Genomic DNA, 15,110 nt, shown 5'->3' with positions numbered 1-15,110 from the left:
CAACTGCGCTATGGCATTGTCGGGCGCATCAGGGGAGCGCGCGGAGGAACGATGGCTGACGTAATGGTTGCTGAACGCACGCCGCGCCGCGGCATCTGGGGCTGGATGTTCTTCGACTGGGCAGCCCAGCCTTTCTTCACCGTAGTCACCACCTTCATCTTCGGACCCTATTTCGTCTCACGCATGGCGACCGACCCAGCCATGGGCCAGGCCGCCTGGGGTTACGGTATCGCCATTGCCGGCCTGGTAATCGCCATCCTGTCACCGGTGCTCGGCTCGATTGCCGACCAGACCGGCCCGCGCAAGCCGTGGATTGCCTTCTTCGCGGCGATCAAGATCACCAGCCTTTGCATGCTCTGGTATGCCGAACCGGGTTCGCCGCTCGTGCCGATCGTGCTCTTGTTTTCGCTCGCGTCGGTGGCCGCCGAATTCTCCATCGTCTTCAACGATTCGATGATGCCGCGGCTGGTGTCCAAGCAGGAGATCGGAAAGATTTCCAACATCGCCTGGGGGCTCGGCTATCTCGGCGGCATGATCGTCCTGATCTTTGTCATCGGCTTCCTGGCTGCATCGCCGGATACCGGCAAGACCATCATCGGTGCCGACCCACTGTTCGGCATCGACCCCAAGCTGGGCGAAGATGCTCGCGCCACCGGTCCGATCTCGGCGCTGTGGTACTTCATCTTCATCCTGCCGATGTTCTTTTTCACGCCCGACAGCGGCAAGGGCATGGCCATCAGGCCTGCCGTGCGCGAGGGGCTCTCCGAGCTCAAGTCGACACTGGGCGAAGTCCGCAGGCGCAGCGGCATCTTCCGCTTCCTGATTGCCCGCATGATCTACCAGGATGGCGTCAATGCGCTGCTCGGCCTCGGTGGGGCGTTTGCTGCGGCGATGTTCGGATGGACGATCACCGAGATCGGCATCTACGGCATCATCCTCAATGTCGTTGCCATCTTCGGCTGCCTGGTGGCAAGCCGGCTCGATACGGCACTGGGATCGAAGGTCGTGGTGCTGGTGTCGCTGGTGCTGCTGACCATTGCGACGATAGGCATCGTCTCCACCGGCCCTGGCTATACGTTGTTCGGGGTCTGGCAGATGCCGGGCAGCGACACGGCCGGCCTGTTCTCGACGCCGGCTGAGAAGGCCTACATCGCCTTCGGCCTGCTCATCGGCATTGCTTTTGGCCCGGTGCAGGCGTCGTCGCGTTCCTACATGGCGCGCAGTGTCTCGGCCGACGAGGCCGGCCGCTATTTCGGCATCTACGCGCTGTCGGGGCGGGCGACAAGCTTCCTTGCGCCGTTCATGGTCGCCACGGTCACAGCAACCAGCGGCTCGCCGCGGCTCGGCATGGCGACGATCATCCTGTTCCTCGCCATCGGGTTGCTCGTGCTGCTGCGCACGCCCTATCCGGCTGATCAGGTGAAGTAGCCTTTACCTTCTCCCACAAGGGAAGAAGGTAAAGTGGCTTGCTTCAGTGCCTGAAGTGTCTGACGCCGGTGAATACCATGGCGATGCCATGCTCGTCGGCGGCAGCGATAACGTCGTCGTCGCGCATCGAGCCACCCGGCTGGATAACGGCGGTGGCGCCGGCTTCTACGGCTGAAAGCAGGCCGTCGGCGAAGGGGAAGAAGGCGTCGGAGGCGACCACCGAACCCTTGGTCAGCGGCTCTGCCAGACCGGCGGCTTCGGCCGCATCCAGCGCCTTGCGGGCGGCGATGCGAGCCGAATCGACGCGGCTCATCTGGCCGGCGCCGACGCCGACGGTGGCGAGGTCGCGGGCATAGACGATGGCGTTCGATTTGACGTGCTTGGCGACGCGGAAGGCGAACTTCAGGTCTTCCAGCTCGCGCTGGCTCGGCGCGCGCTTGGTGACGACCCTGAGGTCCAGGCCGTCGACAATGGCATTGTCGCGCGACTGGACAAGGAGGCCGCCGGCCACCGACTTGACGGCAATGCCGGCGCGATCAGGGTCGGGCAGGCCGCCTGTGACCAGAAGGCGCAGGTTCTTCTTGGCGGCGACGATGGCCTGCGCCTCGGGCGTGGCGTCGGGTGCGATGATGACTTCGGTGAAGATCTTGACGATCTCCTCGGCAGCCTCGGCGTCGAGAATGCGGTTCAGCGCGACGATGCCGCCGAAGGCCGACACCGGATCGCAGGCGAGCGCCTTCTCATAGGCTTCGCGGAGCGAGCCACCTTCGGCCACGCCACATGGATTGGCGTGCTTGATGATGGCGACGGCGGCGGTGCGGACCGGATCGAACTCGCCGACCAGCTCGAAGGCCGCGTCGGTGTCGTTGATGTTGTTGTAGGAGAGCTGCTTGCCCTGGAGCTGGGTTGCGGTGGCAACGCCCGGGCGCTTGTCGCCGGTCAGGTAAAAACCGGCCTGCTGGTGTGGGTTCTCGCCATAACGCATGACGCTCTGCAGGCGGCCACCGAAGGCGCGCCAATCGGGATTCTCGATCTCGAGCGCGTCGGCGAACCAGCCGGAGATGGCTGCGTCATAGGCTGCGGTGCGGGCAAAAGCCTTGGCTGCGAGCTTCTTGCGGAAAGCGAGCGGCAGGGCGCCGTTGTTGGCGACGATGGCGTCGAGCACGTCCTTGTAGTCGGCCGGGTCGGTGACGATGGCAACATAGGCGTGGTTCTTGGCCGAGGCACGCACCATGGCGGGGCCGCCGATGTCGATGTTCTCGACGATGGAAGCGTAGTCGCCGCCGGCGTTGCGGACTTCCTCAAAGGGATAGAGGTTGACCACCACAAGGTCGATCGGCTCGATGCCGTGGGCGGCCATGGCGGTTGCATGCTCGGGATCGTCGCGGACGGCGAGCAGCGCGCCGTGCACCGACGGGTGCAGGGTCTTGACGCGACCGTCCATGATCTCGGGGAAGTTGGTGAGTTCGGAGACGTCGCGAACGGCAATGCCTTCGGCGGCGATGGACTTGGCGGTGCCGCCTGTCGACACCAGCTCGACGCCGACATTGGCGAGGCGGCGGGCAAAATCGATCAGCCCTGTCTTGTCGGATACCGACAGCAGGGCGCGGCGGACCGGCACCAGATCGGGAGCGGGAATCTTCTTGGAAACGACGGCCATGGCTGGGGGCCCTTCAAAGTTGGGAGGGGAAACTTTGCTTGCGCGCGGCCTAGCACATGAGGCCCGGAAATCAAGGCGCGCAGCCGGCCGACCACCTATTTCCCTAGGGACGTCGCCTGTTCAGAGCCGGTCGTTGTCGATGCGGCCGATGATGCGGGTACGCGAGAACTGCCAGTGCACCTCCGAAATCTCGGAGGCCTTGAAGGCAAGCACGATCTGGCGCGAGCGGCGCGGACCGCCGAGGCCGGCGAAATAGATCGATTCCTCGACCTCGGCCGGCACGTCGGGCGAGATGAAAACCCAGGTGTCGATGTCGGGGCCGGTCAGCACCAGCCGTTCCTTCTGGTCGCGGAACAGCTGGACGTCGGGGTGGATGTGAAAGCGCACCGTGACGAGGTCGCGGCCGTCGTTCTTTATCGGCGCTGTGCCCGAGCGCAGGATGCGGTCGCAGCCCTCCAGGATGTTGCCGCCCGCCGCAAGCGACAGTTCGCGCTCGTGATGCAGGCCGAAGCGCTGGGCGTAGCCATCGTGGCGGGCGACGAAGCCGTGAATGCCTGGCCTGTCCGAGCGTTGCACCGGCACCGCCTTGGGGCCGGCGACAAGCGGGCTGCCGAGCAGGCCGCTGACACGCTGGGAATGCGAGAAGCTGGCGGACGAGGTGTCGTTGATGGTGACGGTCGAATGCGCAGCGGTGGCACGCGCCAGGGGCCTCAGCTCGGCGATGCCATATGTGTCGACGCCGGCATTGACGATGTAGTGCTGGCGGCCCGACGACATCTCGAAAGACAGGCAGCCGGCGTGGGCGTAGCTGGACACGTCTATGGGCGGCGGCGCACCAGTATCGGCGATGACTGTGGTGCCGCCCAGCGCCAGTCGCTCATAACCGGAATGGGTGGCATGCAAAGGCGGCGCGCCGCCGGTGTCGTCATGGCGCAGGATGGCAGCGATGCGGTCGTGGATGGTCGCGCCCATGCCGTTGAAGCGGGCAAGACTGCCATCCTGATGGCGGAAGAAGCGCAGCGCCGGCAGCATGCGGTCGACTGCGTTGATCAGTGCCGCCGGTGGCTGTTCGGCCTGGTTGGCGTAGGTGTGGCGCAGCGGCAGAAGGTCGGCAAGGATCTCGAGCACCGCCATGGGATTGCGCGAGATGTGGCCGCCGTCAGGCAGGATCTGGCGGTCGAGTTCTTCGGCCAGGCTGCGTGTCGCGGATCGCAGTGCTGTGGCCGGCACCGGCAGCGACAGCGCGGCAAAGGCGAGTGCCACCCGCGCCCGCAGCCTGTCCTTGCCATTGGGCATCTCGCGCACGATCGAGCGCAGATAGCGGATCTGGACGGCAAGCGAGCGCAGAAAGGCGCGATAAAAGGCGAACTCGGCGCCCTGCAGGACCACTGACGAATGCTGCAGCCAGGCGATGATGCGCTTGGCCGTGGTGGCTGGCTCCCAGGCGACACCAGAGATGCGACCGCCATGCATGGTGATCCAGTCGGAGACGAGCGCCCGGGCATTGGCCGCGGCAAGCTCGGTGCCGGCGGCGCGCATATGGCGCAGCCAGCGGAAGCCGTGCAGGCTGCGCTGCCAGCCGCGGTTCGGCACCTCGACGAGGAAGGGCGACTGCCCGCCGGTCTCGACCAGATGGCCCGACAGCGGGAAGCGGCCGTAATAGATCTCGAGCGCGATCTGCGGATCGGCGAGGCGCAGGTCAGGCGGCGCGATCAGAACGCGTTCGGGGGTGCGGCCGGAATAGCGCCAACGATAGATCGGGCCGGCGCGCAAGCGCCGGCGCGTCTTGCGCCAAAACTCCTTTGCGACGAGCGCCCAAAGGCGCGTCGTGCTGTCCGCCGCGATTGACAAGGTCCCTCCTGCGCCACCCAGGCCAGGTCAAATTAAGTGGTTTCAGAGGCGGGCGCGAGAGTGAATTTTGCGTTAACAACCGCTGGATGAACTAGGCCGGCCTTTCAGGCGACGCGGCGGAACCGTGCGGCAAAAAAGCCGTCGAGCCCCGAAAGCGCCGGGTTGCCAAGGTCTAGCCCGGCAGGAGTGGTGCGCAGATAGCCTTCAGATGTGATGAAGGCGGAGATGTCGGGCACTTCGTCGCGACGAATCGGATCGAGTTCGATCTTGCCCTTGTGGTCGACCAGGAAGGCCTTGGCGAGCGATTCGCCTTCCTCCGGGTCGAGGGAGCAGTTGGAAAAGACGATCGCTCCGCCCAGCTTCACCAGTTCGACTGCCCCGTCGAGCAGCTTGCGCTGGACGGCTGCGAGCTTGGCGATGTCGGCCAGCGACTTGGTCCACAACACGTCGGGATGGCGACGCACCGTGCCGGTCGACGAACAAGGCGCGTCGAGAAGCACGGCGTCGAAAAGCTCATCCGGCTTGTAGGCCAGCAGGTCGGCATTGACCTTTTCCGCCTCGAGCCCAAGCCGGTCGAGATTGGCGGCGAGGCGCACAAGTCGGTTCTTCGAGGCTTCGACTGCGGTGACCTTGGCGCCCGACAGCACCAGCTGGGCCGTCTTGCCGCCGGGGGCGGCGCAGAGGTCGGCAACGCGCTTGCCCTTGATGTCGCCGAACAGGCGTGCCGGCAGGGCGGCCGCGGCGTCCTGGACCCACCACTCGCCCTCGGCAAAGCCCGGAAGGTCGGAAACCGGCCCGCTGAGCTTCTCGAGGCGGACGGTGCCGGTCGGCAGGACGATGCCACCAAAGGCCCCGGCCCATTTCCGAGGATCGGATTTGACGGTGAAGTCGACGGGGGATTCGAGCCTGTGGGCGGTGAGAATCTTTTTTGCCTCGTCCGCGCCGTAGGCAGCGTTCAGCCTTTCGACGAACCAGTCGGGCGCGTCGGCCGTTTCGGCGAGCACTGCCGGCAGTTCCGCGTCCTTGGCGCGGACAATCGCCCTCAGCACACCGTTGACCAGGCCGGAGAAGCGCACCGTGCGCGGGTCTGACTTTGCATGGGTGACGGCGAGGTCGACGGCGGCACTGTCTGGAATGTCGAGGAAAAGAATCTGGGCGGCCGCCACATGCAGGATGTGAGAAAGAGCTGTGGCGTTGGCAGGCAGCGGCTTTTCCAGGCGGTGAGAGATCAGCTTGCCGATGGTGACGCGATGGCGAAGCGCCGTTGCCAGGATGGCGCGGACGAGGCCGCGATCGCGCATGTCGAGTGCGCGGAACTGCGGGTGGCCGTGCTCATGATCGGTAAGTCCGTCAAGCGGCGTCTTGGCGTCGATCGTTGCGGCAAGCAGGCGCGCTGCCGCCATACGTGCGGCGAGGCCGGGTGCGCTCGGCGCGGCATCAGGTCTCGATGGCTTGTTGTTGCCTGCGTTCGGGCGATGTCGCGGGCGGCCGCGTGCGGCGTCCGTCACGACCACGGGCCCTTCGGTCCGGAAGGATTGCGGCCCCACGGACCCGATTGGCGCGGCTGCTCAGGCTGCTGCTGTGGCTGGGCAGGGCTGCTGCCCCACGGCTCTTCGGTCGAGGGCGCGGACTGCTGCGGCGTTGCCGGCTGCTGCGCCTGGCGCTGGGCGGGGCGGCCAACACCTTCATTCGCCATGGCCTGAAGCGCAGCGATGCGATTTTCGGTGTTGGGGTGGGTCGAGAAAAGATTGTCCATACGCTCGCCGGAAAGGGGATTGATGATGAAGAGAGGCGCCATCGCAGGATTGCGCTCTGCTTCGGGGTTGTGGATGCGTTCGACGTTGCGGGCGATCTTGTCAAGGGCAGAGGCGAGCCACAGGGGGTTGCCGCAGATTTCGGCGCCCCGGCGATCGGCGGAGTATTCGCGCGTGCGGCTGATCGCCATCTGCACCATCATGGCTGCGAAAGGCGCCACGATCATCGCCACCAAGACGCCGACGAGGCCGAGCGGATTGTTGTTGTTGCGGTTGCCACCGAAGAAGAAGGCGAAGTTGCCGAGCATCGAGATCGCGCCGGCAAGCGTGGCAGTGATCGTCATGGTCAGCGTGTCGCGGTTCTGCACATGGGCGAGTTCGTGGGCCATGACGGCTGCCACTTCCTCGTGGCTGAGACGCTGGAGCAGGCCCGTGGTGGCAGCGACTGCGGCGTTGTCGGGGTTGCGGCCGGTGGCAAAGGCGTTGGGCTGCGGATTGTCGATCAGGTAGACCTTGGGCATCGGCAGGCCGGCATTGGCGGCAAGGCCGCGCACGATGGCGAAATATTCGGGTGCATTGCGCTCGTCGACCTCGACGGCGTTGTTCATGCGCAACACCATCTTGTCGGCGTTCCAGTAGCTGAACAGGTTCATGGCCGCCGCCATGAAGAAGGCGATGGTCATGCCGCCGCTGCCGCCAATGAGGTAGCCGACGCCCATGAACAGTGCCGTCATGATCGCCAGCAGCATTGCCGTCCGCATCATATTCATCGTCTACTCCTGTGGAGCGCCGCACGCTTATTCGAACGAGCAAGGACGCCTGACACTTCTGGGCCCGTAATCGTCGGAGATTTCGGGCCGATACGATGGCCGCGCGAGGGGGTGCAGATCACGCTGGCCTTCGCTATATGATGGGCAAGGGCAGGCCCCGTTTCAATCATCTTTGCAGGATTCCCATGAGCGACGCCAAGCCAGAGACCATTCCGGAAACGCCGGCGCCGAAGGAGCTTTCGCCTGCCGCCAGGCGTGCCCTGGCGGAGGCGGAAGCACGCCGTGAAGCCTATAGGGCGGATGAGGCGAAGCGGCCCCGCGAGATAGGCGGGCGCGGCGGCAAGGAGCCGGGGCGCTACGGCGACTGGGAAATCAAGGGACTGACCAGCGACTTCTGAGCGTCGGACGGAACCGAAGGCAGGGTCGTTCGTTCTCCTCCTCGCAAGCGAAGGAGGGGACGGTCATGATGAAATCGACGATCCTTGCGGCGCTGATCGTGGCGCTGTTTGTGGCGACGCAGGTTCAGGCGCAGACCAAGGAGCCGCCCATGCCGGCGGAGAAGTCGCTGAAGCTTTCCGAAATCATCGCCAGGATCGAGCAGCGCAGCCAGTTCCGCTATGTCTCGGAAGTGGACTGGAGTACGGACGGCTATTACGACATCGTCTACTACACGACAGACAAGGCCAAGGTCGAAATCAAGATCGATGCGGTGACCGGTGAACCCAGGCTTTGATGCCTGTGATTGCAAACTCCATCCTGTAGGAATAAATACCTTGAATGGATTATCGTCCGTTCAAGAGTTTGGCTGCTGCTGCGCTGGCGGTTACCCCGCTGGTGCCGCCGGATGTGCAAGCCAAGCGCGGTCAGAACTTCGCAGGCCCGGTCAGCGCGCAGGTGGTCGAAGTGCTCGACGGCGATACGTTTGTTGCCGACGCCGAAATCTGGCCGGGGCAGACACTGCGCGTCAACGTCCGCATCCGCGGTATCGACGCGCCCGAGATGAAGAGCCGTTGCCAGGCGGAGCGCGACGCGGCGCTCATGGCGCGCTCCGCGCTGGCGGACCTCGTCGCCGAACGCGCCGTCAGCCTGACCAACATCGGCAGCGCCAAATATTACGGTCGCGTGCTGGCCGACGTCAGCACCGAGACAGGTGCTGCAATCGGTGCGGCCATGCTCAAGGGTGGCCTTGTGCGTCCATATGGCGGCGGCAAGCGCGCAGGCTGGTGCGGCTGAGCGGCCGTCTTCAGCGGTTCGGTCAAAGAAAAAGGCCGCCCTTCTTGCGAAGGTGCGGCCTTTCCGTGTTTCCGTCCATGGCGCGGCTCAGGCTGCAACCCGATGGGTCACCAGCCGCGCTTCTCGCGCCTTAACGGGAAGACTGCTTCCCGAAAGGGCAATCCGCTGAGGCCACGTTCTGGAAAACGAAATCACTCGACATCGGATCACCTCCTTTCAGTTCGTTGAACACAAGCCCAAGGTGGGGTGCTTTTGTCGAATGTGCAAGTGCGACATGCACACTACCGATTGCTTGGCCGATTATGCGGCCAGGCTGTGTTCCCCATGAAACACCTCCTTGGCGGCGAACAGGCCGTTGAGCGCGGCCGGGAACCCGGCATAGACGGCCATCTGCATGATGGTTTCCACGATCTCGTCGCGGCTGAGTCCGACATTGATCCCGGCCTGGATATGGACCTTGAGCTGCGGGGCGGCGTTGCCGAGCGCGGTCAGTGCTGCGATCGTCGCGATCTCGCGCGACCTGAGGTCGAGGCCGGGGCGCGAGTAGATGTCGCCGAACGGGAACTCGATGATGTAGCGGGCGAAATCGGGCGCGATGTCGGCCAGCGAATCCACGACCTTCTGCCCGCCTTCGCCATCGATCTCAGCCAGGGCGCGCTTACCGCGCTCGAAGCGGCTTTCGTTGCTGATGTCCATTGGTCTCGATCCTTTTTTCTGCGTCGCCATAGCCGGCAATCTTGGCGTCGAGAACGAGGAGGTTAGACTGGAGGTCGGCGATATGCGCCCGCACCTTGTCGCGGTGTGTTTCGAGCAGGGCGCATCGCTCGGCGTCGGTGGCCGGCCCCATCTGTCGAAGAGCTGCATAACGCAGCATTTCGCGGATCGGCATGCCGGTGGTCTTGAGGTGACCGAGGAACTCGATCCAGGAGAGGATCGAGGCATCGTAGTCGCGCTGCCCCGATGCATCCTTGTCGGCGACAGGCAACAAGCCGATCTGCTCGTAGTAGCGGATGGTGTAGGCGGTCAAACCGCTGCGCCTGGCAAGCTCGCCGATCTTCATAGTCAACCTTGTCTCGTTACGACGCTCGCGATGCTAGGTGTTCGAGCGCACTCTAAGTCAAGGCCGTTTTCAGAAGACGCGGCGAGCGCCATCCAAGCGCGGCTGCGTGTGTGGATTGTCAGTCGGCGCGGCCGTCGCGCGTGCCGAGGCCGCGTCCTGCTCTCCAGACGGGATCCGGTCGGGTCCACAGGATCGGATCGACGATCAGCTTGGCCAGTTCCCTGGCGTGCAGGTCGAGGAAGAGCTCGCCTTTCTCAACCGTGCCCTTGGCCGGAACGCCCCATGTGCCGGTGTTGGGCGCGCGTTCGGAGAACGAGTAGAAGCGGTGCGCGCCGTCGGGCGCCTCGCGCTTGCCGGCCTCGGCGGTGAAGGCCTCCTCGAACTTGTCCGATTTCACCGTGTCGGGAGAAATCGCCAGCATCACCGAAGCCTCGCCCTCGCAAGCGTGCTTGGGGCCGTTGTCGGTTTCAAACAGCGCCGCCGTTTCCTCGGGCGCCAGCATCCAGGGCGTCGTGTAGACGATGGGCATGGCGAACTCGACCGCCAGTTCGCGCGTCGACATCGCCAGCGGGTCGATGTTGCCGCCATGACCGTTGACGATCAGGAGGCGCTCGAAGCCGATGGCCTTCAGCGACCGGACGATCGACTTCAGCACATGGAAATAGGCGGTGTAGTCGAGGCTGATCGTGCCGCCGAAAGGCAGGTGGTGCTCGCTCATGCCGAGCCACAGGCCGGGAAGCACGGCCAGCGGCACGTCATCGGCGATCAAGCGCGCCGCGCGCCGGGCTGCCGCTTCGGCGCTGGCGGTGTCGGTGATGACAGGCAGATGAGGGCCGTGCTGCTCCAGCGAGCCGACAGGCAGGATCGCCATGGCGTTGCCGCGCGCCGCGATCTCGCGCAGGTCCGGCGCGGTCATCCGTGCCCACTCAACTTCTCGTGCCATCCGGCAACTCCTTTGGAAATTATCGTATAGGAAAATATTTTTCCAATATGCAATGTTGTCAATGGGCGCGCCGGAGAAGGCGTTGGACCAGATAAGGTGAGGCCTGTTGGGCGGGTGCAGATCGCCGGCCGAGGATTGGCGCCGCGCGGCTTTGATTGAGCGAACCTCAGGGCTATCGTGTGCCGGGCTTTTGGGGGATGAAATTGCTTCAGACGTGCATGCGGATCGCGCCGATCCTTGGATTTCTTCTGATCACATCGATGGAAACGGGTTCTGCGGCGCGCATGGAATTGGACCGTTCAAACGGCCTGCCTGTTGTGCTGGCCCAGGCTCGAAGCTGCAAGCAGGTTAGTTCATGCGCCGAGGCTGTCGAGTTGTGGTGCAACGGCTATCGGCGCGCCGATGCCGACAATGATGGCATTCCTTGCGAGAACGTCTGCCCGTCCAAGGAACTGGTCGATCAGTTGCGCGACCGGATCGGCTGTTGATGCCGGAAGCAAAATCCCCCGCATCGATGACGCGGGGGAGAGCGTGTTCGTCAGGCTTTCTTGTTTTGCCTGTTGGCGACCAGGTCGTCGACCACAGCCGGATCGGCCAGCGTCGAGGTGTCGCCGAGTGCTGCGAAATCGTCCTCGGCGATCTTGCGGAGAATGCGACGCATGATCTTGCCTGAGCGGGTCTTGGGCAGGCCTGGCGCGAACTGGATCTTGTCGGGCGAGGCGATGGCGCCGATCTCCTTGCGGACATGGGCGACGAGTTCCTTGCGCAGGTCCTCGGTGGCCTCGATGCCGGACATCAGCGTGACGTAGCTGTAGATGCCCTGGCCCTTGATGTCGTGCGGGTAGCCGACGACGGCGGCTTCCGAGACCTTGTCGTGGCTGACCAGCGCCGACTCGACTTCCGCCGTACCCATGCGGTGGCCGGAGACGTTGATCACGTCGTCGACGCGGCCGGTGATCCAGTAGTAGCCGTCGTCGTCGCGGCGGCAGCCGTCGCCGGTGAAGTACTTGCCCTTGTAGGTTGAGAAGTAGGTCTGGATGAAGCGCTCATGGTCGCCATAGACGGTGCGCATCTGGCCTGGCCAGGAGTCGGTGATGCAGAGGTTGCCGTCGGCCGCACCCTCGAGCACCTTGCCCTCGTTGTCGACCAGTTCGGGAACCACGCCGAAGAACGGCCGTGTCGCCGAGCCCGGCTTGAGGTCGGTGGCGCCCGGCAGCGGCGTGATCAGGATGCCGCCTGTTTCGGTCTGCCACCAGGTATCGACGATCGGCACTTTCTTGTCGCCGACGACGTTGTAATACCACTCCCAGGCTTCCGGATTGATTGGCTCGCCGACCGAACCCAGAACGCGCAGCGACTTGCGCGAAGTCTTCTTCACATGGTCGTCGCCGGCGCCCATCAAGGCGCGGATGGCGGTGGGGGCGGTGTAGAAGATGTTGACCTTGTGCTTGTCGACGACGTCCCAGAAACGCGAGGCGGACGGGTAGTTGGGCACGCCCTCGAACATCAGCGTGGTAGCGCCATTGGCAAGCGGGCCATAGACGATGTAGCTGTGGCCGGTGACCCAACCGACATCGGCCGTGCACCAGTAGATGTCGCCGTCATGGTAGTCGAAGACATACTGATGGGTCATCGAGGCGTAGACGAGATAGCCGCCTGTCGTGTGCAACACGCCCTTCGGCTTGCCGGTCGAACCCGACGTGTAGAGGATGAACAGCGGATCCTCGGCCTTCATCTTCTCGGGCTTGCATTCGGCTTTCACCGAACGAACCTCGTCGTGATACCAGTGGTCGCGGCCCGGCGCCCAGCCGATCTTGCCGCCGGTGCGGCGCACCACCAGCACGTCCTTGACCATGACATGATGCTTGGCGGCAATGTCGATTGCCTTGTCTGTGTTTTCCTTGAGCGGAATGGCCTTGCCGCCGCGCAGACCCTCGTCGGCGGTGATGACGAAGGTCGATTCGCAGTCGACGATGCGGCCGGCGAGCGCGTCTGGCGAGAAGCCGCCGAAGACGATCGAATGGATGGCGCCGATACGCGTGCAGGCAAGCATCGCATAAGCCGCTTCAGGAATCATCGGCATGTAGATGGTGACGCGGTCGCCCTTCTTGACGCCGTGCTTCTTCATCACGTTGGCAAGACGGCAGACATGCTCGTAGAGCTCGTTGTAGGTGATCTTCTTGTCGTCGTAGGGGTTGTCGCCTTCCCAGATGATGGCGGTCTGGTCGCCGCGCTTCTTCAGGTGGCGGTCGATGCAGTTGTAGGAGACGTTGGTCAGGCCGTCCTCGAACCACTTGATCGAGACCTTGCCGGTGAAGGAGGTGTTCTTGACCTTGGTGTAGGGTTTGAACCAGTCGATGCGCTTGCCGTGCTTGCCCCAGAACTTGTCGGGGTTCTTGACGCTCTCGCCGTACCATTTCAGGTAGGTGTCGTTGTCGATCAGCGCATTCTTCTTCCACGCCGGCTGGACGCGGTGGACACGGACTTCGGACATTTCTCTCCCTTCCTCCCGGAAACGATCCCGCGGCTCCTTGTGGCCGGCGGACGGCGGCACTGGAGCCGCGTTGGCGCGCATTATTATCAATTCGCGCCTCGCCACAATATTAGACCTTGGATTTGGCCGCGGTCTTTCCGCAGCGGCAAATCGCCGCCGCTATATAGCGATCAGCACTGCCTTCGGTCGAGTGCTAAACTGCTGATTTCTTGGAACTATCATATACGATTTTCGTTGATTTAGCAGACGGTTAACTGCTGCGGCGCAGAGTTGTGCCGTGGAGGAGCTGTTCGACACGGAAGGCTTGCAATGCGCGACGCTTCTGAACTGGAACTTATGCTCAAGGGCTACGGCCTAACCACGGCCGAAATCCTCTATCATCTGCCCGACCATCCTCATGTGCTGCAGACCTACATCTGGCAAGACTACGATCTGGCGCCGAAATTCCCGATCCTGTTCGGCTTCATCGAGTTCTGGCGGGCCAAGCTGGAGGGGCCGCTGCATTCGGTGCATTACACCCACCGCAAGCTGATTGCTCCCAACGAGTGGCGCAGAGTCGACGGCGAGTTCGTGCTGCACTGAGGCCGTCTCCAACCCCGATTAACCCAGTTGACCGCAGGCAGGCGCATGTCGCCCTGTCGGCATGCTAACATCCTGATGTGGCGGGCTGGCAATCGGGGGAAGGCGGCATGTCTCAGACAAGCGATGCTTGGGTTCTGGTCTTTTCAGACGGCACCGGCCAGCGCGGCGTCAGGGCCGACGAGGTCGAGCAGATAGGCGACCAGCACTTCAAGAACACCAATGTCTTCCAGATGTATTCGGCCATCGACGGCAGGCCGGGCATCAGGGCCTTCTACGATGCCGGGCTCGGCGCGCCGGAAGAGGGCGAATGGGACTGGACGCGCACCTTGCGCAACCTCTGGAGCAAGGCCACTGGCTGGGGCATCACCGCCAACATCGTCGATTGCTACGAGGCGCTGCTGCGGGAATGGCGCCCTGGCATGAAGATCGGGCTGTTCGGATTTTCCCGCGGCGCCTACACCGCCCGCTGCGTCGGCGGCGTGCTTTCGGTCTGCGGCATCGCCATGACCGACAAGGGCGCGCCGATTTCACGCGACGAAACCGGACCAGGGGCGATCAGGCGACGGGCGATCGCGGAGGAGGCCGTCAAGGCCTACAAGATCAAGAACAGTTCGGAGCGACGGAAAGCCGGCGCGGATTTCGCCGCCCGGTATGCCGGGCAGGCCGTGGTGCCCGATGTCATCGGCGTGTTCGATACGGTGCGGGCGCTCGGCCTGCCAGGCATCATGAACGTGGTCAATCCGTACCAGCACGAGTTCCACGATAACGAACTGTCGACGCGCGTGCCGGTCGGTCTGCACGCATTGTCGGTCGACGAGAATCGCAAGACGTTTGCGCCGGTGCTGTGGGCCGACCCCGATGCCGAAAGCCGTACCGCCGGCCAGGTCATCGAGCAATGCTGGTTTCCCGGCGTGCATTCCGACATTGGCGGCGGTTATGCCGACGACGACCGCCTTGCCCTGCTCAGCCTCGGCTGGATGGTCGACCGGCTCCGCGTCCTGTCGGGCCTCGACTTCCCGATAGCGGTCGACCTCGATGGCAAGGTGCTTGGCGAGGTCCATGACGAGCGCACCGGCCTCGGCATCTTCTGGCTGCCCGGCGAGCGCACGGTGCGCGGCAAGGCCCAGGATCTCGACAGGCTGTGCGCCAATATCGAGCGTCGCTTCGACGATTATGCGCTATCCTACCGGCCCGAGCCGCTCAGGCGGCACCCGCGTGTAAGCCACTATTTCGGCTAGCTCTTGTCAGCAGGAGCGCTGCTGGCACAAATCAAAAGCCTGTTCTCGACGGCTGGGCCGATTGCAGCCGGAACGCCGGGAGGGTATTGCCCGATGC

15 protein-coding genes are annotated in these 15,110 nt (G+C 64.0%); 7 read left to right on the top strand and 8 right to left on the bottom strand.

The annotated features are described in order from the left end of the window. The first annotated feature begins 51 nt into the window (after positions 1-51). Complete coding sequence (locus tag B015_RS0123405; protein WP_026227638.1) at positions 52-1,428, top strand: MFS transporter; 1,377 nt, start codon at positions 52-54, stop codon at positions 1,426-1,428. A 43-nt stretch (positions 1,429-1,471) separates the two neighbouring features. Here the strand turns inward: B015_RS0123405 and purH are convergent, their stop codons facing one another. The 4 genes from purH to htpX all read right to left on the bottom strand — a co-directional run bounded on the left by purH (position 1,472) and on the right by htpX (position 7,463). Continuing rightward, positions 1,472-3,088, bottom strand: coding sequence for a bifunctional phosphoribosylaminoimidazolecarboxamide formyltransferase/IMP cyclohydrolase (gene purH, locus B015_RS0123400; RefSeq protein WP_018430177.1), 1,617 nt, complete (start codon positions 3,086-3,088; stop codon positions 1,472-1,474). Between the two features lie 120 nt (positions 3,089-3,208). Then, a complete protein-coding gene (locus tag B015_RS0123395; RefSeq protein WP_018430176.1) occupies positions 3,209-4,939 on the bottom strand; it encodes a heparinase II/III family protein in 1,731 nt (576 codons plus the stop codon). A 104-nt stretch (positions 4,940-5,043) separates the two neighbouring features. Continuing rightward, the gene (locus tag B015_RS0123390; protein WP_245262353.1) at positions 5,044-6,447 is read right to left on the bottom strand and encodes an RsmB/NOP family class I SAM-dependent RNA methyltransferase; all 1,404 of its coding nucleotides are present in this window, start codon (positions 6,445-6,447) and stop codon (positions 5,044-5,046) included. Then, positions 6,444-7,463: a zinc metalloprotease HtpX gene (htpX, locus tag B015_RS0123385; protein ID WP_026227637.1), complete on the bottom strand. Its 1,020-nt coding sequence runs from the start codon at positions 7,461-7,463 to the stop codon at positions 6,444-6,446. Before htpX ends, B015_RS0123390 begins: the two co-directional genes overlap by 4 nt. Before the next feature lie 185 nt (positions 7,464-7,648). On the opposite strand from htpX, the gene B015_RS0123380 reads away from it, so the two are divergent. The 3 genes from B015_RS0123380 (at position 7,649) to B015_RS0123370 (ending at position 8,696) form a co-directional block, all read left to right on the top strand. After that, positions 7,649-7,861: a DUF1674 domain-containing protein gene (locus B015_RS0123380; RefSeq protein WP_026227636.1), complete on the top strand. Its 213-nt coding sequence runs from the start codon at positions 7,649-7,651 to the stop codon at positions 7,859-7,861. Between the two features lie 65 nt (positions 7,862-7,926). After that, entirely contained in the window at positions 7,927-8,196 is a 270-nt protein-coding gene (locus B015_RS0123375) for a PepSY domain-containing protein (RefSeq protein WP_018430172.1), read from the top strand. Between the two features lie 44 nt (positions 8,197-8,240). Further along, positions 8,241-8,696, top strand: a complete 456-nt coding sequence (locus B015_RS0123370; protein ID WP_018430171.1) for a thermonuclease family protein — start codon at positions 8,241-8,243, stop codon at positions 8,694-8,696. Between the two features lie 300 nt (positions 8,697-8,996). On the opposite strand, the gene B015_RS0123365 is transcribed toward B015_RS0123370, so the two are convergent. The 3 genes from B015_RS0123365 to B015_RS0123355 all read right to left on the bottom strand — a co-directional run bounded on the left by B015_RS0123365 (position 8,997) and on the right by B015_RS0123355 (position 10,699). Beyond that, positions 8,997-9,392, bottom strand: a complete 396-nt coding sequence (locus tag B015_RS0123365) for a carboxymuconolactone decarboxylase family protein (RefSeq protein WP_018430170.1) — start codon at positions 9,390-9,392, stop codon at positions 8,997-8,999. Next, on the bottom strand, positions 9,355-9,756 hold the full coding sequence (locus tag B015_RS0123360; protein ID WP_018430169.1) for a MerR family transcriptional regulator: 402 nt from the start codon (positions 9,754-9,756) through the stop codon (positions 9,355-9,357). The genes B015_RS0123365 and B015_RS0123360 overlap by 38 nt, the downstream gene beginning before the upstream one ends. 118 nt (positions 9,757-9,874) lie before the next feature. Next, a complete protein-coding gene (locus B015_RS0123355) occupies positions 9,875-10,699 on the bottom strand; it encodes a creatininase family protein (RefSeq protein ID WP_026227634.1) in 825 nt (274 codons plus the stop codon). A 155-nt stretch (positions 10,700-10,854) separates the two neighbouring features. Between B015_RS0123355 and B015_RS0123350 the strand changes: the two genes are divergently transcribed. Continuing rightward, positions 10,855-11,187 carry an excalibur calcium-binding domain-containing protein gene (locus tag B015_RS0123350; RefSeq protein ID WP_245262254.1) on the top strand — a complete coding sequence of 111 codons (333 nt, stop codon included), beginning with the start codon at positions 10,855-10,857 and terminating at the stop codon, positions 11,185-11,187. Positions 11,188-11,237: 50 nt separating this feature from the next. Here B015_RS0123350 and acs read toward each other — a convergent pair whose 3' ends face one another. Beyond that, positions 11,238-13,193 carry an acetate--CoA ligase gene (acs, locus tag B015_RS0123345; RefSeq protein ID WP_018430166.1) on the bottom strand — a complete coding sequence of 652 codons (1,956 nt, stop codon included), beginning with the start codon at positions 13,191-13,193 and terminating at the stop codon, positions 11,238-11,240. A gap of 309 nt (positions 13,194-13,502) precedes the next feature. Between acs and B015_RS0123340 the strand changes: the two genes are divergently transcribed. Both B015_RS0123340 and B015_RS31480 read left to right on the top strand, forming a co-directional pair. Next, complete coding sequence (locus B015_RS0123340) at positions 13,503-13,775, top strand: usg protein (RefSeq protein ID WP_018430165.1); 273 nt, start codon at positions 13,503-13,505, stop codon at positions 13,773-13,775. Between the two features lie 107 nt (positions 13,776-13,882). Next, the gene (locus B015_RS31480; RefSeq protein ID WP_018430164.1) at positions 13,883-15,013 is read left to right on the top strand and encodes a DUF2235 domain-containing protein; all 1,131 of its coding nucleotides are present in this window, start codon (positions 13,883-13,885) and stop codon (positions 15,011-15,013) included. Positions 15,014-15,110 lie beyond the last annotated feature (97 nt).

The organism is Hoeflea sp. 108, from assembly GCF_000372965.1.
Classification (GTDB): Bacteria; Pseudomonadota; Alphaproteobacteria; order Rhizobiales; family Rhizobiaceae; genus Aminobacter.
The sequence above is the reverse complement of the archived record's forward strand: the minus strand, read 5'-3'. Positions and strand labels throughout refer to the sequence as shown.

Bases quoted from the DNA above. Each gene is read 5' to 3' on its own strand.
- B015_RS0123405 (WP_026227638.1), top strand. From the start codon at position 52: ATGGCTGACGTAATGGTTGCTGAACGCACGCCGCGCCGCGGCATCTGG.
- purH (WP_018430177.1), bottom strand. From the start codon at position 3,088: ATGGCCGTCGTTTCCAAGAAGATTCCCGCTCCCGATCTGGTGCCGGTC.
- htpX (WP_026227637.1), bottom strand. From the start codon at position 7,463: ATGAATATGATGCGGACGGCAATGCTGCTGGCGATCATGACGGCACTG.
- B015_RS0123380 (WP_026227636.1), top strand. From the start codon at position 7,649: ATGAGCGACGCCAAGCCAGAGACCATTCCGGAAACGCCGGCGCCGAAG.
- B015_RS0123375 (WP_018430172.1), top strand. From the start codon at position 7,927: ATGATGAAATCGACGATCCTTGCGGCGCTGATCGTGGCGCTGTTTGTG.
- B015_RS0123370 (WP_018430171.1), top strand. From the start codon at position 8,241: ATGGATTATCGTCCGTTCAAGAGTTTGGCTGCTGCTGCGCTGGCGGTT.
- B015_RS0123365 (WP_018430170.1), bottom strand. From the start codon at position 9,392: ATGGACATCAGCAACGAAAGCCGCTTCGAGCGCGGTAAGCGCGCCCTG.
- B015_RS0123360 (WP_018430169.1), bottom strand. From the start codon at position 9,756: ATGAAGATCGGCGAGCTTGCCAGGCGCAGCGGTTTGACCGCCTACACC.
- B015_RS0123355 (WP_026227634.1), bottom strand. From the start codon at position 10,699: ATGGCACGAGAAGTTGAGTGGGCACGGATGACCGCGCCGGACCTGCGC.
- acs (WP_018430166.1), bottom strand. From the start codon at position 13,193: ATGTCCGAAGTCCGTGTCCACCGCGTCCAGCCGGCGTGGAAGAAGAAT.
- B015_RS0123340 (WP_018430165.1), top strand. From the start codon at position 13,503: ATGCGCGACGCTTCTGAACTGGAACTTATGCTCAAGGGCTACGGCCTA.
- B015_RS31480 (WP_018430164.1), top strand. From the start codon at position 13,883: ATGTCTCAGACAAGCGATGCTTGGGTTCTGGTCTTTTCAGACGGCACC.